General features: G+C 68.8%; 17 protein-coding genes. 6 read left to right on the forward strand and 11 right to left on the reverse strand.

The annotated features are described in order from the left end of the window. The first annotated feature begins 106 nt into the window (after positions 1-106). Positions 107-2065, forward strand: coding sequence for a sensor histidine kinase (locus WME97_RS05085; RefSeq protein WP_437549825.1), 1959 nt, complete (start codon positions 107-109; stop codon positions 2063-2065). Positions 2066-2089: 24 nt separating this feature from the next. On the opposite strand, the gene WME97_RS05090 is transcribed toward WME97_RS05085, so the two are convergent. The 3 genes from WME97_RS05090 to WME97_RS05100 all read right to left on the reverse strand — a co-directional run bounded on the left by WME97_RS05090 (position 2090) and on the right by WME97_RS05100 (position 5345). Beyond that, complete coding sequence (locus tag WME97_RS05090) at positions 2090-2920, reverse strand: hypothetical protein (protein ID WP_437549826.1); 831 nt, start codon at positions 2918-2920, stop codon at positions 2090-2092. Continuing rightward, positions 2917-4467: a DUF5924 family protein gene (locus WME97_RS05095; RefSeq protein ID WP_437549828.1), complete on the reverse strand. Its 1551-nt coding sequence runs from the start codon at positions 4465-4467 to the stop codon at positions 2917-2919. Before WME97_RS05095 ends, WME97_RS05090 begins: the two co-directional genes overlap by 4 nt. 329 nt (positions 4468-4796) lie before the next feature. Then, positions 4797-5345 (reverse strand): glycoside hydrolase family 11 protein, encoded by a 549-nt coding sequence (locus WME97_RS05100; RefSeq protein ID WP_437549830.1) that lies wholly within the window; start codon positions 5343-5345, stop codon positions 4797-4799. Between WME97_RS05100 and WME97_RS05105 the strand changes: the two genes are divergently transcribed. Further along, positions 5344-5874 carry a hypothetical protein gene (locus WME97_RS05105; protein ID WP_437549832.1) on the forward strand — a complete coding sequence of 177 codons (531 nt, stop codon included), beginning with the start codon at positions 5344-5346 and terminating at the stop codon, positions 5872-5874. The genes WME97_RS05100 and WME97_RS05105 overlap by 2 nt on opposite strands. A 421-nt stretch (positions 5875-6295) precedes the next feature. Continuing rightward, a complete protein-coding gene (locus WME97_RS05110) occupies positions 6296-7930 on the forward strand; it encodes a glycoside hydrolase family 30 protein (protein ID WP_437549834.1) in 1635 nt (544 codons plus the stop codon). Between the two features lie 116 nt (positions 7931-8046). Here the strand turns inward: WME97_RS05110 and WME97_RS05115 are convergent, their stop codons facing one another. Further along, entirely contained in the window at positions 8047-9246 is a 1200-nt protein-coding gene (locus tag WME97_RS05115; protein WP_437549836.1) for an alpha/beta hydrolase, read from the reverse strand. 155 nt (positions 9247-9401) lie between these two features. Then, on the reverse strand, positions 9402-10622 hold the full coding sequence (locus WME97_RS05120) for an aldose epimerase family protein (RefSeq protein WP_437549838.1): 1221 nt from the start codon (positions 10620-10622) through the stop codon (positions 9402-9404). Positions 10623-11200: 578 nt separating this feature from the next. Between WME97_RS05120 and WME97_RS05125 the strand changes: the two genes are divergently transcribed. Then, complete coding sequence (locus tag WME97_RS05125; protein ID WP_437549840.1) at positions 11201-11488, forward strand: hypothetical protein; 288 nt, start codon at positions 11201-11203, stop codon at positions 11486-11488. Here the strand turns inward: WME97_RS05125 and WME97_RS05130 are convergent. From WME97_RS05130 to WME97_RS05155, 6 genes are all read right to left on the reverse strand, one after another. After that, positions 11469-13172 (reverse strand): DNRLRE domain-containing protein, encoded by a 1704-nt coding sequence (locus tag WME97_RS05130; protein ID WP_437549842.1) that lies wholly within the window; start codon positions 13170-13172, stop codon positions 11469-11471. The two genes, WME97_RS05125 and WME97_RS05130, sit on opposite strands and share 20 nt — an antisense overlap. A gap of 74 nt (positions 13173-13246) precedes the next feature. After that, complete coding sequence (locus tag WME97_RS05135) at positions 13247-13879, reverse strand: hypothetical protein (RefSeq protein ID WP_437549844.1); 633 nt, start codon at positions 13877-13879, stop codon at positions 13247-13249. 179 nt (positions 13880-14058) lie between these two features. Next, a complete protein-coding gene (locus WME97_RS05140; RefSeq protein ID WP_437549846.1) occupies positions 14059-14226 on the reverse strand; it encodes a hypothetical protein in 168 nt (55 codons plus the stop codon). Next, positions 14226-14981 carry a sterol desaturase family protein gene (locus WME97_RS05145; protein ID WP_437549848.1) on the reverse strand — a complete coding sequence of 252 codons (756 nt, stop codon included), beginning with the start codon at positions 14979-14981 and terminating at the stop codon, positions 14226-14228. The genes WME97_RS05140 and WME97_RS05145 overlap by 1 nt, the downstream gene beginning before the upstream one ends. Beyond that, positions 14978-15544: a sterol desaturase family protein gene (locus tag WME97_RS05150; RefSeq protein WP_437549850.1), complete on the reverse strand. Its 567-nt coding sequence runs from the start codon at positions 15542-15544 to the stop codon at positions 14978-14980. The genes WME97_RS05145 and WME97_RS05150 overlap by 4 nt, the downstream gene beginning before the upstream one ends. A gap of 12 nt (positions 15545-15556) precedes the next feature. Then, positions 15557-16153, reverse strand: coding sequence for a hypothetical protein (locus WME97_RS05155; protein WP_437549852.1), 597 nt, complete (start codon positions 16151-16153; stop codon positions 15557-15559). A 371-nt stretch (positions 16154-16524) separates the two neighbouring features. Between WME97_RS05155 and WME97_RS05160 the strand changes: the two genes are divergently transcribed. Beyond that, positions 16525-23226, forward strand: coding sequence for an RHS repeat-associated core domain-containing protein (locus tag WME97_RS05160; protein WP_437555312.1), 6702 nt, complete (start codon positions 16525-16527; stop codon positions 23224-23226). Then, positions 23223-23597, forward strand: coding sequence for a hypothetical protein (locus WME97_RS05165; protein WP_437549854.1), 375 nt, complete (start codon positions 23223-23225; stop codon positions 23595-23597). The genes WME97_RS05160 and WME97_RS05165 overlap by 4 nt, the downstream gene beginning before the upstream one ends. Positions 23598-23758: the final 161 nt, after the last annotated feature.

Here is a 23758-nt window from a genome sequence, read left to right on the forward strand (position 1 = left end):
GGATCGAGGCAGGCCCGGGCCGAGCGGGCGAGCGTGAAGCGCGCTCACACCGGGTGGTGGCGTGGTTTGTGAGGTGCTGTCCCCCCGCGTCTCGCCTGCGTCATGCATGGGAAACGAACGGCGAAGGAAGGAATGGCTCGACTGGATGCCCCTGGCGGCGCTGCTGCCGATCGGCGTCGTCTTGCTCCTGAGCCTCCACGAGATCCAGGACGTCCATCGCAGGAACGTCGCGGCGACCCTGCAGGCGGTGCTCTCGACGACCCGCGAAGGGCTCTTGACCTGGGCGCGGCAGGCGAAGGGCGCCGCGGGGTTCTGGGCGAACGAGCCGAGGATACGGCGCGCGGTCGCCGCCCAGGTCGAGGTGCGCCGCAGCGACGGCTCGCTCCGCGATAGCCCGTACCTCCAGGATCTGCGGCTGGAGCTGGAGAGCGTCGTCGAGCGGGAACAGTGCCTCGGCTTCGACGTCATCGCGCTGGATGGCACCCATATCGCCTCGGATCGCGATGAGCTCCTCGCCACCAAGACGCTGAGCGCCCACGACCCGGACACCATCGCCGCGGCCCTGCGCGGCTCGACCGTCATGGGGACTCCGTTCGCCATGCGGTCTTCCGTGCTCGGCAGGGTCACCCCCGTCCTCGTCGTCGCGGCGCCGGTGCGTTCCGTCGCCGGGGAAGGGGAGATCATCGCGGCGCTCGCCTTCCGCGTCGATCCCGGGAGGGAGCTGACGCAGATCGCCCATCGTGGCCAGGTCGGCGCGGCAGGGGAGACCTACGCGTTCGACAGGCACGGTCGCGTCGTCACGGAGCTCAGGTTCGCCCAGAACCTCCGGGACATGGGCCTCCTGGCGGCCGGCGAGCGCACGAGCCTCAACGTGGAGATCCGCGATCCCGGGGGCGAGGTGCCGGGCAGCTCCGCGCGCCCCTTGCCTCGCATGGAGCAGCCGCTCACGCGCATGGCGACCAGCGCCGTCGCGGGGATCGCCGGGGTCGACGTCGAGGGATACCGCGATTATCGCGGCGTCGAGGTCGTCGGCTCGTGGCTGTGGGATCAGGAGCTCGACCTCGGCCTGGCGACCGAGATCGACAAATCCAGCGCGTATGGCGTGTACGTCGTGACGCGCCGTGTGGTCCTCACCGCCTGCGGCGTGATGCTGCTCGCCACGCTCGTCCTGACGATCCTGCTGCAGCGGCGCGCGAAGGACCTGGCCACCGGCGTGCAGCGCGAGCAGGAGCTGCGCAGGGAGCTCGAGGATCGTGTCCGCCGCCTGGAGTGCGCGGAGACCGAGCTGAAAGACGCCATCCGCGTCCGCGAGGAGTTCCTGCGGTTCGCCTCGCACGAGCTGCGCACGCCGCTGACGAGCCTGCGGCTCCTGTACGAGCACATGCTGCGATCGCGATCGCAGCCCCTCATGGTGACGCTGGGCTCGAAGGACATCAGCCGCTTCTTGAAGGTGTCCTCGCGGGAGCTCGCCCGGATCACGCAGGTCATCAACAACATGTTCGTCGTCGCGAGCTTCGCGACCGGCCCGCCGGCGCTGAACCTGGAGAGGACGGAGCTCAACGAGATCGTGCGCAGGACCGCCCGGCAGGTGACAGAGCAGCTCGAGGCCGACGGGTGTTCCCTGGAGATCCAGCTCGATCGATCCGTGTTCGGCTACTGGGACGACGCGCGCGTCGAGCAGGTCATCACGAACCTCCTGTCGAACGCGTCGCGGCACGGCGCTGGACAGCCGATCACGCTGTCGGTCGTCCGGCAGGCCGGCTTCGCGGTGATCTCCGTGCACGATCGCGGCGTCGGCATCACGCCGGAGCAGCGGGACAGGCTCTTCGAGCCGTTCCGGTGGACCCCGGAGGCGCACAGCGGGCTCGGCGTCGGGCTCTACGTCTGCAGGCTGATCGTGTGGGCGCACGGCGGAGAGATCGTCGTCGAGAGCGAGCCAGGTCAGGGCACGACGTTCCGCGTCCGGCTGCCGCTGCCTCCGGAGATCGAGGGAGGCGACGCCGCCCTGGCGCCCGATGGCGAGCGAAAGCCGGCGGAGGAGCGGAGCAGCGGAGGGACGGAGTAACGGGAGCAGGGGAGCGGCGGGCGCTCATCCCATCGCGCCCGCGATGAGCTGCGCCGCCCTCAGGAGGACCGCCACGACCGCCCCGACGTTCCACGCGCGCGCGAGCCACCACTGCACCTCGGCGCCGTTGATCCACGGCGGCACCCACGCCGGCGGCGCCAGCAGATCGGCGACGGCGAGGACCCGCTCGCGCTCCTGCGCCGCGCGGTAGCCGCCGTCGCCGCCGCGGACGTGCTCCTCCGCCCGAACGAGGGCGAGGAGCCGCGCGCCGCGCCCCTCCGGGAGCAGCGCAGCGCCCGCGCGCAGCGCCTCCGGGGTCGCGGGCAGCTCGACGGCCCGGCCGCGCTGCGTGAGGCGGAGCGCGCCGTCCCCCGCGCGCTCGACCCGCGCGCGCACCCAGCCCTCGGAGCGCTCGCCGCGGAGCACCGACGAGAGCGACACGAGCTCGGGATCGGGGCCCAGCCGGGGCGCGCGCTCCCCCGGGAGGACGCGCGCGGCGAAGAGCCAGAGGGCGATCGGGAGCACCGACAGGAACGGATTCAGCGCGAGCAGGCTGGTCACGCCCGCCACCCCGTCGAGCACCGGCAGGGCGAGCACGCCCGCGCCGGCGAAGGCGCCAACGGCGATCGTCGCGCCGAACCCGCCGACGACGCCGACGGCGACGTTGCCGATCGCGACGACGCCGACGGCGACGTTGCCGATCGCGATGAAGCCGCGCGCGACGTTGCCGATCGCGATGAAGCCCGTGACGACGTTGCCGAACACGAGGAACCCGTTCGCGATGTTGCCCGCGTCGACCCAGCGCGCGCGCTCCGCGGCGCTCGCCTCGCCTCCGCCCCGGAGCGGCCAGCTCATTCCGTCACCTCGAACGCGGTGCGGCCGACGAGCTGGCCGTCCTCGGTCTCGACATCCACCGTCCAGCGCCCCGCCAGGCGGCGCGGCAGGCTCCCGCCCACGAGCTGCGACTTGAGCCGCACCGCGCCCTCCGGCCCGGGCACGCGCAGCGTCTCCTCGGGCGCGCGGAGGACCTCGCGCCCCTCGCGCCGCCAGACGTGGAGCAGCTGATCGCCGTCGCCGCCCGGCACCACCACGTCGGTCACCGCGCGCAGCTCGCGGATCACAGAAAAATGAAGTGATTTCACGGACATGGCGAGACGTCCGTCCGGGAGCACCGAGGGGCCCACGGCCGCGGAGGACAGGTGCATCGGCACGGGCGGGATGAGCTCGCGCGTCCCGTAGGCGAGCCCGACCCCGGCGGCCATCGCGACGACGAGGAACACGACGCCCATCCGGCTCCAGAGGGCCCCGAACGGCAGGTGCAGCGTGCAGAAGCCGAGCACGGACACGAGGGCGGCGGAGAGCAGGGTGTACAGCGTGCGGGTGTCGGGGAGGAGCGCGGGGATGACGAGGTTCAGGCACGCGAACAGCGTCACCCCGTAGAACACCGACGCGAGGGTCTTCCAGCGCATGAGCACGCGGTCGAAGACGAGATCGAGCGTCGAGAGCACCGCGCAGGCGGCGAGGAGGAGGACGAACCACCGGTTCGGCGCGTCCAGGCTGGCGCTCTTCCAGTAGAACGGGAGGAGGAAGAAGAGCATGCCCTGATAGAGGTTCTTCAGGACATAGGTCATCACGAGGAAGCGCAGCCGGGCGCCGCGCCACGCCGTCGCGAAGTCCTGGCGGGCGCCGGTGCCGAAGAGCCGGAAGAAGAGGAGCACGAGCAGCCAGGCGACGCTGACCGTGACCGCGAGGAAGCGCGCGTGCTGGAACCCCTTCTGCGCGAAGGTCACAACGAAGGCGCCGAGGCTGAGCGCATACGCGGTGTGCAGCCACCAGAGCTTCTTGTGGTGGCGCTTGAGGAAGGCGCGGGCGGACGATCGGAGGTCCCCGGGCTTGCCCTCGTCCTCGGCGTTCAGGTCGACGTAGGACGCCTTGGGCTCGGCCTTGACGGTCGGCGCGTTGTCGTCGTCCGCTGCCCCGCCGCGCGCTTGCCGCTCGGGCATCTTGAGCGTGCGGTCGTCGTGCTCCCCGCCCGGGGTGCTGGCCCTGGCCGGCATGCGCAGGGTGGCCTCGTCCCCGGCCTGGGCGCCGGCCCTGGGTGGCATGCGCAGGGTGGCCTCGTCCCCGGCCTGGGCGCCGGCCTTGTGCGGCATGCGCACGGTGGCCTCGTCGGTCGCCGGAGGCCGGGCCTGTCCGGCCGCGTGGGGCGGGGCGTGGCCCGGCGAGCGATCGGGCTCGTCGCCCGGCATGTACATGATCGTGGGCGCCTCTCCGAACGCCTCCGGGACGCGCGTCTTGTGGACCTGCGTCGTGGCGCTGGAAGGCGGCGACGGCAGAGAGGGCGCGTTCGCGTGGGCCCCGGGGGCCGGGGCGTCAGGGGAGCGCGGCGCGTGCTGTTTCATGTCCGGCCCGCAGCGTACCCGACGGGCGGTCCACCTTCGAGCGCCGCACGAGCGGGCCGGCGCGGCCGGCGCTCGGGGGCGCGCAGGGCGGCGAGCGCCTCGACGGGGCGCGTGTCGTCGTCCTGAACAACCCCCTCATGGGTCGGCCTCGGCCCGCCTCTTGCCGGGAAACGGAACAGGGAGACGGTGAGATCGTCGGGATGTCACTCCCCATCTCCCCGCCTCCCTGTGAATTCTCCCCCCGAAAGATTCGAGGGGGTGCTTCAGGTGCCCGTCGTTGCTCCGTTCAGGGACGGCCGTCGGCCGAAACGATGCTCAGGGCTCAGCGCTCACTCGATCGAGACCTTCACATCGGCGCTGCCGCTGCTTTGATAGCCCTCGACGACCAGCGAGACCTCATAGAAGGTCCCCAGGGTCAGCCCCTGCTTCCCCCACGCGTCGAAGTGATTGCCGACAGTGATGGTTCCGCTCGTGCGCTTTTGCTGCCGGACGCTCCAGAACTGATAGAAAGTCGCATTGCCGTCGATGGAGGGCTGGTTGACTCGCTGGGTCTTGTAGATGTCGTAGGTGCCTCCGTCGCTGCTGACGGTGCCCACGTGCCCTTCTCCGCCCGGCGGACGCCAGTTGCCCCAGCTATCGATGATATAATACTCGATGAGCGGGTTCCTCGTCCACCCGTAGACACCGAGGTAGGAGTTGCCGTTCGGACGGTAGTCGGCCTCGTAGGTGACGACATTGTTCTTCCCGCCCGGCCTCACGCCCTTGCGGCCCAGCAGGTTGTTGATGTTGTTCCAGTCCACCCTGAAGCCATCCGCCGTGTTGACGAGGCACCCGTTTCCGCGGTCCTTCCAGTATTCGAAGGTGAGCCCGCAATGCATGCCTGTCCTGTCGCTGCAGACCTCCAGGTCGGCTTCCGTGCACCGGGTAGGCGTGCCGGTCCCGGTCGTGGACGTGGTGCTGCTCGCGGTCGTGGTGCTCGTGGTCGTGGTGCTCGTTGTCGAGCTGCTCGTTGTCGAGCTGCTCGTTGTCGAGCTGCTCGTTGTCGAGCTGCTCGTGGTCGTGGTGCTCCCGCCCCCGGACCCGTCAAAGCCCCCGGCCCCGCTCGTCGTCGACCCGCTCGTGGTGGTGCTGCCCGCGGTCCCGCTCGTGGTCGATCCGCCCGGGCCCGTCGTGGTGCCGGTGGTGCCTGTGGTGCCGGTGGTGCCGGTGCTGCCCACGGTCACGCCGCCCGTCCCAGCAGACGAGCTGCCCCCCGCCCCGGCCTCAGCAGATGAATCGTCCGGCCCCGCGCACCCCACGGCGACGAACCCTAAAGAGATAGTAAAAACTTTTAACAAAGTTAAACGCACAGCGCCTCCTTGGCTAGATGACTCAATTCCCCGCAGCCGCTCTCGTGATCATGGCTAGCACCAGGACTCGGTGGCGACAACGACCCGTAGAGCCCTTCCAGCCGCTGGTCCAAGTCCCGCCCTCGGCTCGATCCGGTTAAGCTGCGGACGAGGTCGCACAACCGCCCCGGTACGGTGGGTCTGCGAACAGCTGCCGAGGCACGCGCTTCCCCCCGTCACCCTGGATCCCTGACGCGCTGGAGCCTTGACGCGCTGAGTCGCGTGAAACAGCGCAAGAGAACTACATGAGGACGGGAATATGGGATCGGCTCGGGTCCCATCTTCCACGCTCCGGGCCGCCATGCTCTAATGTTGCGGTTCTCGGGAAGACGCTGCCTGTTCGGCGCCTTGCCCGGCCGGACAGGTCATCGGCCACCTGAGAGAGCTGTTGAGACCTCTCACCGTGGAGCGACCGGTCGCCGGCGCTCGGGGACGACCCCATGATGACCAGGACGTCGAGAACCTCGTCCCTCCTTGCGATCACCCTGGTCCTCGTATCGGGCTGCGGTCGTGATTCGGCAGCTCCCTCGGACGAGGCCGGGTCGAACGGTGGAAGCGGCGGCGCGCCCTCGACCGGAGCAGGAGGAGCCGCGGGCTCCGGCGGGGCGCCGGCGGGCTCCGGCGGGGCGCTGGCGGGCTCCGGCGGGGCAGGGGCGGCGAGCGCGGCTTCGACCAGCGGCGGCTCGTCGGGCGCGAGCGGGGGCGCGCCGGGCGAGCCTCGCCCCACGGTGACCGCCGCTCCGGGCACGGAGCTCGTCCGGGTCGACACGAACGTGATGCACCAGTCCTTCGAGGGCTGGGGCACGAGCCTGTGCTGGTGGGCCGATCACGTGGGTGGATGGCAGGAAGCCAGGCGCAACGCCGTGGTCGACGCGGTCGTCGATCCGGTGAATGGCCTCGGCTACAACGTCTTCCGCTACAACATCGGCGGCGGGGAGAACCCGTCCCACGAGCACATGAAGGAGCACCGCGAGATGCCTGGATTCCAGAGCGCCGACGGGACCTTCACGTGGGCGAACGACGAAAGGCAGCGCGCCATCCTCCTGCGCATCGCGGAGCGCGGAGCGGATCTGATCTTCGAGGCGTTCTCCAACTCTCCCCCCTACTGGATGACGAACAGCGGTTGCGCTTCGGGCAGCAGCAACGGCAAGGACAACCTCAAAGCGGACCATTACGACGACTTCGCCCACTACCTCACGGAGGTCGTCCGTCACTACAGGGACGAGCACGGGATCACCTTTCGCACGCTGGAGCCGCTGAACGAGCCTTTCGCCGACTGGTGGAAATCGAACGGCTCCCAGGAAGGATGCCACTTCGACCGGGCGAGCCAGGAGAAGATCATCCAGGAGGTGGCCAAGCAGCTGACCAGCAAGGGCCTCGGCGAGACGGCGGTCAGCGCGTCGGACGAGAACAGCATGGATGACGCCGTCCGGAACATCGGCGCCTTCGGCGCGGGGACGCTCGCCGCTTTCCAGCAGCTCAACGTCCACTCCTACGCGGGCAGCCAGCGCAGCGAGCTCCGGCAGCTGGCGACCAGGCTCGGCAAGCGGCTGTGGCAATCGGAATCGGGGCCGCTCGGGCAGAACATCAGCGACGACACGGACGCGGCGCTGTTCATGGCGGAGCGCATCATCGACGATCTACGCGAGCTGAAGCCGGAGGCCTGGGTGGACTGGCAGTCGGGCGATCCGTCGCGCAGCTGGGCGAGCTTCACGCTGAACGACCGCGAGCAGTCCTTCGCTCCCATCAAGCGCTTTTACATGCATGCCGGCTTCAGCCGTTACATCCGGCCCGGCGCGCGCTTCGTCGACGTCGACAGCGAGGACATGGTGGCCGCGGTCAGCGCCGACGGGGGCTCTCTCTCGCTCGTGGTCCGCAACGGCGATCGCAACGCGAGCCGCGGCTACACGCTCGATCTCACCCGGCTGCCCACGGTCGGTCCCGCCGCGGAGGTGCACCGCACCTCGCGCACGGAGGACCTCGATCGGCTCCCCGACATGGCGATCGAAGGCTATCGCCTGGTGGTCACGGTCCCGGCCTTTTCCGTCACCACCTTCGTCATCCCGATGCCCTGATTTCGCCTGGCTCGACATCCATGGTCGAGCATCGGACCGTCCGCTTCACGACGCTGTGCGTCGGCGGGTCGTGCGGGGCGCTCGCGGGCTGCCCCCAAGGCCACCGGCCCGTGCCGTCAATCGACCGGGTAGCCCCGCCACATCCAGCGCAGCGTGTCGGGGAGCGTCTGCTTGATCACCCTTCCGTCGCAGTGGCCTGCGCCCTTCGCGTAGACGAAGCGGTAATGGTACCCCTTCTCCTTGAGGACCGCCGCCACGCGCTGGTTCGCCATCACCCAGTTGTGGTGGCTGGCTTCATCCCGGGTGCTGCCGAGGTCGTTCTCGCCGACCTGCAGGAAGACGCGCAGCGGCTTGGGCGGGCTGTCCCGGATGAGCCCCTCCGTGTACTCCCAGGCGCCGTCGGGATACTCGGCCTCGGTGGGCGCGACGGGGTTCTGCTGGTCGACGAACGTGCCGGCGTAGGTGACGATCTTGCGGTAGGTGTCGTGGCCGAACCAGCCCATGGTCAGCGCCGCCGCCCCGCCCGAGCTGCACCCGTACGAGGCGCGGCCGTCCGGGTTGCTCGTGAACTTCAGGTTGGGGTACGCGGCGCGGACGGCCTGGTCGTTCTTGACCGCCTCGAGGAGCTCCGTATCGACGAACCTCTGATAAGCGTCCGACATGGTATCGTATTCGAGCCCCCGCTCGCTGCCGTACGAGTCGCCCCCTCCGCTCGCGGCGAAGATGGTGATGACGCTCGGGAAGCGGTTGTCCGGATCCGCGACGAAGTTGTTGATCGTGTTGATGATCTCGTTCCTGTCGCGCGCGTCCTGGACGACCATGAACGGCGCCTCGGCGCCGTCGACGTACGTCGCCGGGATCGCGACCTCCACGCGGCGGTTGAAATCCCCCTTGGCGTTGTCGTTCAACGTCGGATCGTGGCCGGTGAAGATCTCGCTCTCCCGGGACGACAGGGAAAACGTGAACGTCCGCCCCTGGGGAACGCCGTCGATCCTCTTGATCTCCGGGGCGTCCCGGTAGTCAGGCCCGATCTCGAAATCGCCGTCGCCTTCGGTGCCGACCGGATCGACCGTCCCGCCCTGTCCTCCCCCGCCGCTCGGGTTCGGGTCGTCCGTGCCGCCCGCGCCCGAGGTGCTGCCGGTGCTGCTCGAAGAGCTGCTGCTCGAAGAACTGCTGCTGCTGCTGCTCGAAGAACTGCTGCTGCTTCCTTTTCCTCCGCTGCCGCCCGAGCCGTCGGCGGCGTCGTTGTCGGACCCGCAAGCAGCGATTGAAAGCGCGACAAGGAGCGAGATACTGCACGGGATCGAGCGGGTCATGGAGCCTCCTGGGATGAAGTTGCCGCCCGCCATTGGCGCGTGCGGCACCGATGTCGGGCCGTGGCGCTCGCGCGCCGGCGGCGGACGTGAAGCCGATTGTGACGTTCGCGTGAGCGCGCAGGCGCCGCGAGGCAGCGCGGGTGACCGCCGACGAGCTACTCGGTGGTGAACCGGAAGACGGCCGTCTGCGCGTAGCGCTGGCCGGGCTTGAGGATGACCTCGTTCTTCCAGGCCGGGACGTTGATCGAGTTCGGGAACTTCTGCGGCTCGAGGCACAATCCGCTGTACTGGTTGTACACCGCGCCGCCCTTGCCCTTGATCGACCCGTCGAGGTAGTTGCCGGTATAGAACTGGATCCCCGGCTGATCGGCCTCGATCGTCAGCACCCGGCCGGTCTTCGGATCCTTGACCCGAGCCGCCTCGCGGAGCTTGTGCGGGTCGCCGCTGATGACCATGTTGTGGTCGAATCCGACCGGCTTGCCGCCCATCGCCTCCAGGTCCTTGCCGATCGGCTTGGCGGCGGTGAAATCGAGCGGCGTCCCCTTCACCGGCTTGGTCTGGCCCGAGGGGACGCCGGTGGCGTCCGGCGGGGTGTAGCTGTCGGCGTGCAGCATCAGCTCCTGGTCGGCGACGGAGCCCGAGCCGTGCCCTCCCAGGTTAAAGTAGCCGTGGTGGGCCATGTTGACGATCGTTGTCTTGTCGGTCGTGGCCGACATCTCGACCCTGAGCTCGTTCTTGTTGGTGAGCGTGTAGGTCGTGGTCGCGTTGACCGTGCCGGGGTATCCTTCTTCCCCGTCCTTCGATACGTACGTGAGCTTGATGGACGGGCCGTCCGGCGTCTCGGTCGCTTCCGCGTCCCAGACGACCTTGTCCCAGCCTTTCTTGCCGCCGTGCAGCGTGTGGGCGCCGTTGTTTGCGGAGAGCTTGTAGGTCTTGCCATCGAGCTGGAACTGCGCGTTCTTGATGCGATTGGCCACGCGGCCGACCGTCGCCCCGAAGTACGGGCTGCTCTTCAGGTACCCGTCGAGGTTGTCGTGGCCGAGGACGATGTCGCCCATCTTCCCCGTCCTGTCGGGGACGTGGAGCTCGGTCACCGTCGCGCCGTAGGTCATCACCTTCGCGACCAGGCCGTTCGCGTTCGTGAGCGTGTAGAGGATCACCTCTTTGCCATCGGCGTTGCCGAAGGGCGCCTTGGAGACGGCAGCGGGCTTTGCGTTCACGGCTTCACCACCAGGTGGCTCGGCCTTGGCGGCCGGGGCCGCTGGAGCGGCGTCCGCCGCGGGGGCCGCCGCCGGCGCAGGCGCAGGCGGCGCTGCCGCAGGGGGCGTGTCGACGGCCTGCGCGCCGCCGCACGCGCCGGCGAGGCACGCCGTCATCGTCAATCCGAACCACGATCTCGTCCTACCCATCGCCATGCTGTTCCCTCCGCCACGATTGTCTCACCTGGATCGGCTCCACCTGAGCGAGCCCAGCGCAGGCGAGCCCCCGCGATCTCGTCACGGCTTGCGTTCACGACACCCGAGCGGAGCCGGCGCAGAGATCGATCCCGGTACAAAGGACCAGGAGTCCGGTGCGCACGACGGCTACCCGGGACAAAGCGAAACGATACCCTGAGACGAAATTGTGAACGTTCACATTGCCCATGTCAACTCAAATGAACCGGCGCGAGGCGAGCGTCGATCCCGAAATTGGAATCCACATCGAACAATACCGTGGCCCTGCGCCCGCCCTCTTGACGCGCCGCTCCGGAGGAGACTTGCCAGCCACCCCATGTCGAGCTTGGCCGACGACCGCGCCGCCACCCGAGCATCACTCAAGCGAGCGGGCACGCGAGCGGTGTCACGGTGTCAGCGGGGTATCGTTGGGTGCTCTGCGCCTGCGTGGTGCCCAGTTGATGTATCAGCCATCACGAGCGCCCGTACGTGCAACTGTCCCAGGCGCTCCGTGGACAGAGGTGTCGAACAGCGAAGATGTCGATCTCAGCTACAACGTGGCCAGGAACAACGCCGTGGGGTTCTCGGTCGTGTTGCTGCCGGGCATCTTCGACGTCCGGGCGGGCGCCAGGCGAATCGACGTTCGCGACAACGATGTGGTCGACAACAACAGGCCGAACACGGCGCGGCCAGGGAACATCCTGGCGGCCATCCCGCCCGGAACCGGGGTTCTCTACGTCGGCCTGGACGAGTCGGAGATCTCGGGCAACCGCCGGGGACGGCCCGGGTTCACTGGACCTGGATCGTGAACTCGTCCGCGAGGCGGCCGTTCACGTCCTTGAAGTACGCTGTCGCGCGCTTCGGATCCCCGCCGACGTGGAAGCGGATGAACAGGGCGCCATAGGCGGCGGTGCCCGACATGACCACGTTGTTCTTCTTCCACTTGTTGCCGGCGTAGTAGGAGGCCCACCACGTGTCGTCGTCGTGGCTGGCCGCGTCGTAGTCGCGGATGCCGACGCCGGCGAGGCCGGAGACGAACACGAAGTTGCGGCTCGGGCCGAGCTCCACGAGGTCGTAGGCGCCTGTCTTGCCGTGGCCGGTCGCGGCGTTGCCGACGTCGGTCAGGGTCAGCGTGCGCGCGTAGGAGTGCTCGTGGCCGGTCGAGACGATCGCGCCGGCGTTCATGCACTCCTGGTACGCGCTCCAGCCGACCTCGTTGCCCTTGGTGCCGACCTGCATGTCGTTCTGGTTCTTGTGCCAGTTGCAGATGGACCAGATCGAGCTGTCGGCGGCGAGCGAGTCGCGGATGAAGTCCACCTGGTCGGCCGCGTTGGCGGCGCAGGTCGACCGGAGCTCGCTCGTCCCGACGCAGGACTGGATGATGTGCAGCCCGCGGAAGTTGCACGTCGACTTGACGCCGAGCTCGCCTGTGCAGTTCATCGACGGCACGGCCGCGTGGCGAGCCTGGATCTTGCTGGCGTAGCCGCTCGCGCCGCTCCAGGCCGCGGCGTCGTGGTTGCCGATGATCGCGAAGTAAGGATAGTTCGCGCCGAGGATGCTGTTGATCCGGTTGTCCCACGCTGTCGGGTTGTTCGCGTAGTCGAAGTCACCGTTGTGGATGGTGGCCGCGGCGCCCTCGTCCTTGATCAGGTTGAGCACCGCGTCCGAGTTGCCGTTCGCGCCCTGGTCGCCGATGAAGGCGATCAGGAGATCGGGATCGGTCGGGGTGCCCGCGCCGCCGCCGGGCGCGCCATACGTGATCGTGAGCTTGGGCCGCTGCGCCACGGTGGCGTGCTCCGAGGACGCGAAGTCGATGCCATCGGTGTTCGACGCGCTCGCGATGAGGAGGCCGTCGCTGGAGGTCCCGTCGACCCACGCCTGGACGAGCGCCACGCCGGCCGCGTTCAGCGTGATCGTCCTGGCGCCGGCGCTGCCGGTGACGCTGCCCACGAGGCTTCCGCGATCGGTCGAGCCCATCGCGCCCGCGGTGGCCCACGCCGTCGTGGAGGTAGCGTTGTTCCAGGTGACCTGTGACTCGTTCCACGAGCGCTTCACCTCGTGGACGCTGTACGTGTTCGCGGAGCCGTCCGTGACCTGGAGGGTGATCGACGCCGACTGGACGATGCTCCCCGCGGGGATGCCGGAGAGGGTCCATTTCAGCAGGCAGGATTTGTCCACGCCCGAGCCGTCGTCGCCGTCGGCCTCGCACGTGGTGGCTCCGCCATAGTTCGTGGTGCCGGCGGCCTGCCGGAGGGTCGCGTCGGTCGAGCCGGCGTACGACGAGCTCGGGAGCGACCCCTGCTGGAAGGAGACCGTGGTCAGCGTCTGCCGCGTCTCCAGGACCTCCTCGATGTACCCGTCATTGGCGCCACAGGCATGGATGACCGCGAGCGCCGGCAGAGCGGCGCAGAGGGCGCCCTTCGATCGTCTCGACCAGCTCGTCTCTCGGTGTTCGTGTGTGCCTGCGTCCTCTCGCGTGCGCGAATTCTGCATGAGCCTGTCTACCCTTTCTCCTGATCTCGAATGTAGGTGTGAGCGAGGCAGATCCCGCCGCTCGCGATGGCAGCTCAGTAGAGATCGCCGGCGCACCGGAGGGCGAAATTGCCGGATGCGTCCTGCGTGCAGGTCGGTGCGGTGGTGCACTCTCTTTTGTCGCTGCTGCCAGCCGGCTTGACCACGTCGATCAGGCAGGTGCAGGAGGGCTCCGACGCGCAGGCGACGGCGACCGCTTTGCACGAGCTCTGCGGCGGCAGCCGGAACCGCTCGTCGTGTTGATCCTCGATGGTCTGGCAGTACTCGCTGTCCGATCGGCAGAAGTAGCTCCCGCAGGCGAACGTCCCCGGCGGCGCTGCGCCCGCGCACTCCTCGCCGTTGCCGACGCTCACGCCGGCCCGCGCGGCCTCGCAGGCATTGGCGTACGAGCGCCCGTCGCAGGCGCAGACCTCGCGCGGCGTGGCGGTGTCGCACGACGCGGGCCGCTCCTGGCAGACGCCGTAATTCCCCGGGACGACGCCGCCCTCTCCGCAGTCTCCTGGCGGGTAGTTGCAGTACTGATCCGCGGCGCAGAACACGCCGCCGCAGGGCCCTCGGGCCGCGGCCGTTCCGTCGTCGCCGCCGTCCCCGCACGCCGCGAAGAGCGCCACGAGCGCGCCGAACGCCCCGAGCCCCACGCTCGTCGTCGCGCTGGTGCCGGGTTGCACCGCGCCATGCCTCACCGCACGTCGCACCGCCATGCACGTTGGAAGATCCATGCCGCCCCTCCTCTCACGTGGCCATCGGACGATCCTGGATGGCCCGTGTCGTTCGGCGGGCGGAAGGTAAAGGAGCTGGACGGGCCAGTGTGCAACAAGTCTGTGTCGGCGAGGGCGCGGCGCTGCGATCAGAGCTCCGGGATGCTGAGCCGATCGGCAGCCTTGCCCCTACCGCGGACCAGGGAGGCCTCCACGGCGTCATCGCTCTCTCTCGGAACGAGCGAGAAGAGCTGGCCGAACGGGAATTTGATCTGGGCGACCGCCGGATCCGCCCGGCGGTTCCCGGGCGCTGACATCACCGTTCGAGGCGCTCGAGCGCTGATCTGGAGCGCACATCCCGGGTCGTCGCGTCCGTGGCGTCGCCGCGGTAGTACGTCCCGCGTACCAGATCCCAGAGGGGGAAGGTGACGTTGAAGTTCCACTGCCGCATCAACGACGGCCGGTGGTGCGCGCCGTGGTGGCGCCGGAGCCGTGCCACGACGCGGCTGCGGCCTATCCTGCCGTCGGGCGGGAGGTGGTACGCGAGATGGAGACACTCGTACAGCACCATGTACCCCATGCACGTCGCCACGAAGAGCGATGCGAGGTTGCTTTGACCGGCCGCGCTGAGGGCGAGCGCGAGCGGGAGCGTCAGCGCGAAGACACCCGCGATGCCGTACGACGGGATCAGCACGAAGCCGAGCTCACGCGGTGTGCGGATCGCCATGTCGTGCTCGACGAACACGCGGTGGTGCACCGGCGTGTGCCGGTCGTAGAACGCCTCGAGGAAGCGCCGCCTCCGGTGGAGCAGACCCCGATGCGCCCGCCACTCGACGGCATTGCAAAAAACGAAGAAAAGCGGAATCGCGGCGAGCTCCCAGGTCCGCAGGCCATGCAACCGCGTCAGCGAGAGCGCCGCGAGCCCACACCCGAGGCCGACCGTGCTCGCGAGGTGGAGCCAGGGAGAGTACCACCGTGGCATCGACATGACCCGGCGCCGCCGCAGCTCGGCCCGACCCGGGTCGTCGAGCGGGGCGGGGTCGGGCGAGCCATTCTGGTCAGACGCGCTCACTGGCCTGCCTCGCGCCCGGTGTCGAACGCCCGGTCCCAGAGCGCGGAGCTCACCCCGAAGCGCGCGCGCGGCGCGGCGTGGTGCCGGAGGTGATGGCGGCGCTGCGCCGGAAGAGGGTGCTCGGCGTCGCTGAGCAGGTGCGCCGCGAGATGGGAGAGCTCATAAAGAAGATAGCCGGCGACGAGCCCGGCCCAGAGCGGCGCGGCGGGAGAGGCCCCCGCGGCCGCCGCGGTCGCGAAGAAGCCGGCGGAGAAGGCTCCGAGCGTGGCAGCGGGGGGTTTGACGACCGGCGTCTGGTCAGCGGCCTCGTGGTGCGCCAGGTGGATACGGGCGCCGAGGAACGCGAGCGGGTGCTCCGCCGGCAGGTGGAAGAGGAAGCGGTGGAGCAGGTACTCAATCAAGGTCCATCCCGCGAGGCCAGCCGCCCAGAAGAGCCCTCCGGCGAGGGCGCCGCCTCCGCTCCACACGCCGATCCCGAGGAGGAGCACCTCGGCTGCCGCGACGACGGCGAGCCGCCGCGCGTCGGCGGGATCCCGGAACATGGCGCCACGCAGGGTCGACATGCGGCCTGGCCCTCACATGAAGATGCCGTCGACGAGGGTCCAGGGCTCGCGCGTCAGGACGCGCCGGGCGAAGTCGAGGAGGACGGCGTTGAAGTCGCCCCGCGGATAACGCGCGAAGCCGTCGCGCACCGAGGCGGCGTCGAGGTCGTAGCGGCGCACACCGAGGGAGTGGTCCATCCACACCGACTGCCGGAATGCCGTCGATTCAGGGCATAACGCCGGCGTCGGGCGGAGGCGATGGTTGTAGAGGAGGCACTCGTCGGCCACGCGCAGGTCGTACGGGGAGAGCTCGAACGACTTCGCTGCGAAGGCGCGGTGGAACAGCGAGCGGCTGCGCTGCATGTAGTCTCCGCCCCGCTCGCCCGGGCACAGCAGCCCGAGATCATGAATCATCGCCAGCGCGTGGAGCAGGTCGGGATCGGCCTTCTGGCGGCGGCGCTCGAGGAGCAGCATCGTGAAGTGGAATACGCGAAGACAGTGGTTGCGCAGCCCGTCGCCGGGGTAGGGGGAGAGCTCCTCGAAGAGCTCCTGCGCGCGTGCCCCGAGCGCCGGACGCGCTCCGAGGTGATGCGACAGCGCGGCGTCCGGCGTCGGCATGAGCTCGGCCATGATGAGATCCTACCACGGAGCGCGCCGGAGCTGGCGCGCCGATCGTCGCCCGTGTCGGAGACTCCAGCTTCCCGTGCCCCTCGGTTCCAGATCGTCGGTAACCCCCGCGTGAGCTGGTCCTCGTCGAGGTAGGGGGCACGCCGTCATGCGCGCGTTCACGCTCGCTTGCCCTCTCCTCGTCGCGACTTGAGCATGGACGGCCAATCGCGCCTTGATGAGCGCAGCTGTGGCGCCTGCGGCGTGCACCCCGGACACGTACAGAGGCATTCACGAATGCGTCGATCTCGGCGTCGATGGCGCGGTTCCGCAGGAGCGCGGCGCTTGACGCGCGATGCAGCGCCGTGGCACTGCTGTTCGCCGGGGAGGCTGAGATGTCGCCAGTTCCGCGTTGGTCGCTCCGGGCGTTGATCCCGCTCTGGATGTTTCTGGCTTGCGTGCTCGCGTCGGGCGGGTGCCAGTGCGCCTTCGGTGAGCCGCTTCCGGAGCCGCCCGGCCTTGTCGCCTGCCGGACGCAGCGCGCGCATGGCCCTGCCACGTCCCGTCCCGCGCCGGAGGTCGAGACCGTCGCCGCCGGCACCATCCCCGGGGCGTTCTCCATCACGAGCACCGGCGAGGCCGTGTACACCATGGGTCTGGCCTCCCCGCCGTCGCGTGCGGGCATGGGTCCCGGGCTCCAGCTCGTCTACCGCAGCGACGGCGGCGACGGCGTGCTCGGAAACGGCTTCTCCCTCAGCGGACTGTCCGCGATCACGCGATGTCCGAAGAGCCTCGCGCAAGACGGGGAGGTCCGCGCGGTGCGGTACGACGGAGACGACGGGCTCTGCCTCGACGGCCAGCGCCTCGTCCCCGTGGGAGAGGGGCCGGGAATCATCGAGTACCGCACGTTCCCGGATACCTTCGTCAAGGTGGTCGGTCACTACCCTCCGGAACGTAGCGCGCCCACCGAGGCGCTCTTCTTCGAGGCGAATCTGCCCTCCGGCCGTATCGTGGAGTACGGCCGCGCCGACGGCAGCAAGCCGCTCGCGCGAGGCGGCGTCCCGCGCGCGTGGCTCGCGAACGAGGCCCGCGACGGCCGCGGCAACGCCATGACGTACGCGTATTGCCTCGCAGAGGCCGAGGACGGCCATGCGGCCGAATACGCGGTGGACGAGATCCGCTACACGAGCTTCGAGGGCACGCCGTCGCTCGAGCCTTCCCGGGCGGTGCGCTTCGTGTACGGGACCAAGGACTCGGCCGCGGTTCGCATGGGCTACTCGGGTGGCATGGCGCTCCAGCGCTCGCTTCGCCTGGAGGAGATCCAGATGCTCGGTCCGGGCGACGCGCTGGTCCGGAGCTACGGTTTCCGCTACGAGCTCAGCCCGACGACGAGCCGGACGCTCCTGACCCAGGTCGAGGAGTGCGCGAGCGACGGGGTCTGCAAGCCTCCGACACGGTTTCAGTACAGCCGCGGAAAGCCCGGATTCGAACGGCTCACGACGGACATCGACAAGCCGGTCTCCGAGAAGGCGAGCCCGATGGCGTTCGACATCGACGCCGACGGCCTCGACGATCTCGTGATTCCGGACATCGTCCCGGGGTCCAGCACGCCGTCGCATCCGATCACCACGTGGCAGGTGGCGCGCAACCTCGGGCCCAGCGCCTCGCCGTCCTTTCTCGCGGCGCCGGAGCGCGCCTTCCTCCAGGATTGGCTGTTCGCCGCCGATGCGGATGGACCGTCCGACCCGGCCCTTCTTCAGCCCGAGCTCGGGACGGTGCTCGATTACAACGACGATGGGCAGATGGACGTCTTTCTCCACGACGTCTTCGACACCAGGACCACATGGCACGTGCTCCTGTCCCGGCCGGACCGGACCTTCGCGCTGCATGACACGGGCATCCGCCGGCTGTTCCCGCTCGGGAGCACGCCAAAACCGCCGAGCCTGAGCAGCCCCGTCGCCTCGGTGCACCTCGCCGATCTCGACGGCGACTCGGTGCCGGATCTGATCCAGTGCCAGGACCACGTCGAGGAGCTGGTACCGGATCCGGTGTCCGCCGTGTGGACCGTCCACATCTGGAGGCCCGCGCGCGGCGCGACGCCCGCGGGGTTCGGCCCCACGGGCGAATCGATCGAGGTGCTCAGCGCCTATCCATGCGATGTGGAGCTCCACACGCTCGACATCGACGCCGACAGCAAGATCGATCTCGTCGTGCCTTCCCTGATGTTGTGGAATGACGGGACGCCCCTCATCGGAGAAAGCTACGAAGCGATCATGCGCCGGGGCGAGGGGCGCTGGGAGCTCATCGACACCAAGCTCCCTGTCGTGCGGCGCGGGGGCCGCGTCGTCTTTCTCGATGTCAACGGCGACGGCCTGCCCGATGCCGTCGAATCCGGCAGCAGCGACCACCAGCTCTATACCTACCTCAACACGGGGCCGACGTTCGTGATGTCGCCCTTCCGGACCGTCGACGCGTTCAGCTTCGGCGATCTGCTGGGGGCCCCGGATCACGACGCGCTTTTCCGCCTCGCGGTGCCGCTCGACTTCAACGGCGATGGACGGCAGGATCTGCTCATGCCCGTCCCACCAGGCATGCTGCTGAGTGGCTCCAATGTCCTCCCCTCCTGGGGCGTCCTGCAAGCGACGGGCGACCTGGCGGGGCCGCCGTTCAAGCTCGTCGATGCAGGGGTTCCTTTCGAGGCCAAGCTCGGCGACGCGATCACGCTCGCCGATCCGCGCGGGCCGCGCACCGGCGATCTCGACGGGGACGGGGCCCAGGACGTGATCCTGGCGCTCGGCGGCGTGTTCAACGTCTTCCAGAACCTCTCGGCCGACCAGGATCTCCTAGTCGCAGTCTCTGATGGGATGAACGCGCACGAGCCGACCGAGCCGGGCTTCGTGCCCAACGTGAGCCTCTCGTACGGCCACCTGACCGATGCGCTGGTCACGAACGGAGGCGCGGAAGAGGATCCGGACCGGAGGAGCGCGCTCTACGTCGCGCGTTCCGGCGCGGCGGACGACTGCGGCTATCCGCGGCGCTGCGTCGTGGGCCCTCGCCGGGTGGTCAGCGCATACGCGCTCAACAACGGCGCGGACCGGCCGCGGCGCTTCGAGGTCGGCTACCGCGATGGGCGTTACCACCGGCTGGGCCGCGGATTTCTCGGGTTCGGCGAGCGGATCGTCACCGACCTGGATACGGGTGCCGTGACGATCGACGTCTACGACCACGGCACCTTCGACGACGAGCTCCAAGTCTTTCCCTTCGCGGGGAGCGTCCAGCGGACGCTGCGCGGGGCTCCGGGGCTCGCGAGCCAGCTCAGGCCGGAGCAGATCGAGCTCTCGTTCAGCGACGTGACGCGGACGCTCGTGCCGACCAACGACGGCGCCACGTACTTCACGCTGCCCACCGAGCGCCGGGTGAGGCGAGCGCAAGGGGTCTATCCGCCCCCGAGCGGCGCGACGCCCTCCGTCGAGGCGTACGTGCGGGAGATCGAGCGTGGCGGCGACGGCGCGACGCTGCTGCGCGACTCGGTATCGAAGGTGACGGACTTCGACACGTTCGGCAACGTGCGCGCCGAGGAGATCTCGACGGAAGACGTCGACCTGACGCTCGAGGTCACGCGGTCGTTCAACAACGACACCGAGCGCTGGGTCCTCGGCCAGCTCGAGACGCAGAAGGAGTGCAGCGCCGCGGCGGGGATGTCGCAGTGTCGGACCCTCACGCGAACGAACACGATCCACGGCGAGGTGGAGACCGAGTCCACCGAGAGCGACGACGGCCTGCCGGACACGAAGCTGAAGCTCACCTATGCGCGCGACGACTTCGGGAACATCACCGGCGTCACGGCGGAGGACGCCTTCGGGCACAAGCGGCCATTCAGCACGGGCTTCGACGAGGAGGGCATGTTCCCCGAGAAGTACGTGAACGCGGCCGGGCACACCACGCTCCTGGAGTTCGACGACGCGCTCGGCGTGCTCCTCAAGCGGGTCGATCCGAATCAGCTCGTGACGATGTGGGTGCACGACGGCTTCGGGCGGCTCGGCATCGAGAGGCGCCCGGACGGCACGACGACGACCGTCACCCTCGCTCGCAGCAAGGATGGTGGCCCGGAGCAGGATGCGTGGCGGGTGAGGCAGCGGAGCATCACGACCGGCGGTGCCGACGATACGGTGGAGTTCGACAGCCTCGGCCGCCCGATCCGATGGCTGGGACACGGGCCCGAACCGGAGCCCTCGGAGGGCTCGGGCGATGCGAAGCGCATCATGCAGGAGATCGGGTACGACGCGCTGGGCGAGCACATCGCACGGCGCTCGGTGCCGGTCAGGGAGGACACGCCCGAGAGCGCGATCCTGTACGATCGCTACGAGTACGATGCGGCGGGCCGCGAGGTGCGCCGTACGACGCCGTGGAACGCGGTCACGACGACGGCGTACGATGGCCTGCAGGTGCGCGTCACCGACCCGCTCGATCATGTGACGGTGACCGAGCAGGACCCGCTGGGGCGCATCAAGACCATCACCGACGCGGCCGACGGGATCACCCGCTACGCGTACGGCCCCTTCGGACTGTTGCACACGGTCACCGATCCGGGCGAGGCAGTGACGCGCACGACGCGCGACGCGTTCGGCCGTGTCCGGCAGCTCGACGACCCCGATCGGGGCACGACGGTCTCGATCCATGACGGCTTCGGCGAGCTGATCTCGTCGACCGACGCGCTCGAGCGAAAGGTCACGTGGACGTACGACGCGCTCGGTCGACCCCGCTCACGCGTGGACCAGGACGGCGCCGAGCGCCTGACAACCACGTGGACCTGGGACACCGCAGCGCACGGCGTCGGCAAGCTGCACACACTCGCGAGCCCCGACGGGGAGAAGACGTACGGGTACACGGGCCGTGGCCAGCTCGACACGATCGCGCTCCGCATCGACGGCGAGCGCTCTCCCCTGGAGGCCAGGCTCGGCTATGACGACCTCGGTCGCGTCGAGACGGTCACGTATCCGGCGCCTGCCGGCGTGGCGCCGTTCGTCGTGGCCCGCGAACGCGACGCGTACGGCCATGTGCTCGCCGTGCGCGACAGCGGAACGAACCTCACTTACTGGCGCTTGGCGGACGTGGACGACGCGGGGCGCTTCCGGGAGGAGGTGTTCGGCAACGGCGCCGTCACGGAGCGGAGCTACTTCGCGGACAAGCAGCGCCTGAGGCACATGGCGACGCAGAGCGGCGCGGGGGAGGTGCAAGACCTGGACTATGGGTTCGACGATCTCCTGAATCTCACGCGCCGCACCGACGCGCTCCAGCCGGAGAACACGACGGAGCGCTTCCGGTATGATCCGATCCAACGGCTGACCTGCGCATACTTCGGCGATCTCGAGAGCGCGACGGCGCCCTGCGCGCTCCGCTACGACTACCACCCGAACGGCAATCTCACCTTCAAGTCGGACGTCGGTGACCTCTCGTATGACGACCCGCTGCACCCGCATGGGGTCACCGGCGCGGGTACGGACACCTTCGCGCATGACGCTGTCGGCAATCAGACCGCGCGGCCTGGCGGCACGACGGTGCGCTATACGCCGTTCGATCTGCCGGAGCGCATCACGCAGGGCGCGAGCACCATCACGTTCGACTACGACGGCGACCAGCAGCGGATCCGCAAGACCACGCCGGAAAAGGAGACGCTCTACTTCGGCGATCTGTACGAGCGGGTCACCGAGGCGGCGTCGGGCGCCGTGGAGCACCGGTACCACGTCCACTCGCCGGAGCGCGTGGTGGCGATCGTGACCCGGGGAGGCTCGGACGACGGCACGCGCTACGTGCATGTCGATCACCTCGGCTCGATCGATGCGCTCACCGACGAGGACGGCGACGTGATCGAGCGGCGGAGCTACGACCCGTTCGGGCAGCGCAGGAGCCCCGTGTGGGGGGAGCGCCCGCCAGCCTCGTTCCCGAGCGAGACGACGCAGGGATTCACGGGGCACGAGAGCGACGACGAGCTCGGGCTCGTGAACATGAAGGGTAGGATCTACGATCCCAGGATCGGGCGGTTCTTGACGACGGACCCGATCGTTTCGATTCCATCCTTCGGGCAGAGCTGGAATCCGTACAGCTACGTGCGCAACAGCCCGCTCAATCACGTGGATCCGAGCGGCTTCCAGGAAGAGCCGGTGGAGCCGCCGATCCTGCCGGTCGACTCGGTGGTGCGCCCGGAACAATACGCCGTAGAGATCTTCTACTCGCCGCCGAAGGCAAACCAGCCTGAAGAAGGGCCGCGCGAGGCCGTGGAGGTCGGCGCCACGACGGCGCCTATCGACGTGGGCACGACCGGAAGCTCGTCCGGGTACGTGCCGCAGCCGGTGACCGTCTCGCCGGAGCACTCGGGCGTCGGCGGCCCAGGCACCGTCGTCGGCCAGACCTTGCTGGGCGCCGCGGAGGGGACGCGCGACCTCGGAGCAGGGATCGGGCGGATGCTCGTGCTGAATGCGCTGACGCTCGGGATGTACAGCGGCTACGAGTTCGCCAGCGCGATGTGGGACGGCTACGACGAAGACGGCCTCGTCGGCGCGCTCAACGCCGTCAACCCGCTCTACCACATCGGCCGCGGCGCGGCGGACACGGCCCTCGCCATCGATCGGGATGACTATCGGACAGCAGGCGCGGCGGGAACCAAGACGATGGTCCTCGCCGCGGCCACCGTCTTCGGGATGGGAAGGGGGCTGGGCGCGGCGGCGGAGGAGTCGGCGGTTGCGGCTCGAGCTGCAGGCGGAGCCCCGAGAGTCGCCGCATACGAAGTGGGAGCCTACGACGCACTGAAAGCTCGCTCAGTTGTTGGAGATGCACTCGACATTCATCATGTAGGACAGGCGCACGCAATGGAGCAAATCGCCCCTGGCTACAGCAGGGCTTCCGGACCTGCCATCGCCCTACCCCGCGGTGAACACGCCTTGGTTCCGACGCTCCGAGGGCCTGTATCGCTCTCACCTCGGGCACTGCTCGCTCATGACATTTGGAACTTGCGTCAGTCCACCAATGTGCCAAACGGCGCACTCCGAGAACTAATTCAACTCAATAAGGAAATGTACCCTGGAGCTTTTACAAAATGACACCGGAAGAATTTGTCGCAGCGATACAAAAAAACGTCCTCGAAGCCGCAACCGAGGCGACGGTGGCAACATTGGAGCACCCGCCGGGGCGTCGGCCGGAGAAAGATCTTATTGAGGCAAGTCGGTGGTTTGGAACCTTGTCCGACCAGGATCAGGCGACACTGCTCCGAGTGCTCAACATGGCGGCCCATCAAGCAGTTTTCGGGTTTCTCGCTGTCCTCGACGGTTCGAGAGTGATCGAAGATGACGCAGAGAAGGGAGAATTTAGGCTGATATTCCGAAAGGGGGGACACGAGTGGGAGATAAACAGCCCCGACGGAACGCCGCTGCACGACATCCTGAACCAGCAATTGGGCGATAGAAATATATAGCATGATACCGCCCGGATCGCGGCATCATGGGCTCGTGACCGAGTGGGGGTACGACGCGCTCGAGCGGCTGACGTGCGCGTACTTCGGCGATCTCGAGAGCGCGACGGCGCCCTGCGCGCTCCGCTACGACTACCACCCGAACGGCAATCTCACCTTCAAGT

The sequence above is a fragment of the Sorangium sp. So ce367 genome (assembly GCF_051520455.1).
GTDB lineage: Bacteria > Myxococcota_A > Polyangia > Polyangiales > Polyangiaceae > Sorangium > Sorangium cellulosum_B.

Coding starts and splice junctions, on each gene's coding strand:
- WME97_RS05085 (WP_437549825.1), top strand. CDS start 107: ATGGGAAACGAACGGCGAAGGAAGGAATGGCTCGACTGGATGCCCCTG.
- WME97_RS05090 (WP_437549826.1), bottom strand. CDS start 2,920: ATGAGCTGGCCGCTCCGGGGCGGAGGCGAGGCGAGCGCCGCGGAGCGC.
- WME97_RS05095 (WP_437549828.1), bottom strand. CDS start 4,467: ATGAAACAGCACGCGCCGCGCTCCCCTGACGCCCCGGCCCCCGGGGCC.
- WME97_RS05105 (WP_437549832.1), top strand. CDS start 5,344: ATGCCTGTCCTGTCGCTGCAGACCTCCAGGTCGGCTTCCGTGCACCGG.
- WME97_RS05100 (WP_437549830.1), bottom strand. CDS start 5,345: ATGCATTGCGGGCTCACCTTCGAATACTGGAAGGACCGCGGAAACGGG.
- WME97_RS05110 (WP_437549834.1), top strand. CDS start 6,296: ATGATGACCAGGACGTCGAGAACCTCGTCCCTCCTTGCGATCACCCTG.
- WME97_RS05115 (WP_437549836.1), bottom strand. CDS start 9,246: ATGACCCGCTCGATCCCGTGCAGTATCTCGCTCCTTGTCGCGCTTTCA.
- WME97_RS05120 (WP_437549838.1), bottom strand. CDS start 10,622: ATGACGGCGTGCCTCGCCGGCGCGTGCGGCGGCGCGCAGGCCGTCGAC.
- WME97_RS05130 (WP_437549842.1), bottom strand. CDS start 13,172: ATGCAGAATTCGCGCACGCGAGAGGACGCAGGCACACACGAACACCGA.
- WME97_RS05140 (WP_437549846.1), bottom strand. CDS start 14,226: ATGTCAGCGCCCGGGAACCGCCGGGCGGATCCGGCGGTCGCCCAGATC.
- WME97_RS05150 (WP_437549850.1), bottom strand. CDS start 15,544: ATGTCGACCCTGCGTGGCGCCATGTTCCGGGATCCCGCCGACGCGCGG.
- WME97_RS05155 (WP_437549852.1), bottom strand. CDS start 16,153: ATGGCCGAGCTCATGCCGACGCCGGACGCCGCGCTGTCGCATCACCTC.
- WME97_RS05160 (WP_437555312.1), top strand. CDS start 16,525: ATGTCGCCAGTTCCGCGTTGGTCGCTCCGGGCGTTGATCCCGCTCTGG.
- WME97_RS05165 (WP_437549854.1), top strand. CDS start 23,223: ATGACACCGGAAGAATTTGTCGCAGCGATACAAAAAAACGTCCTCGAA.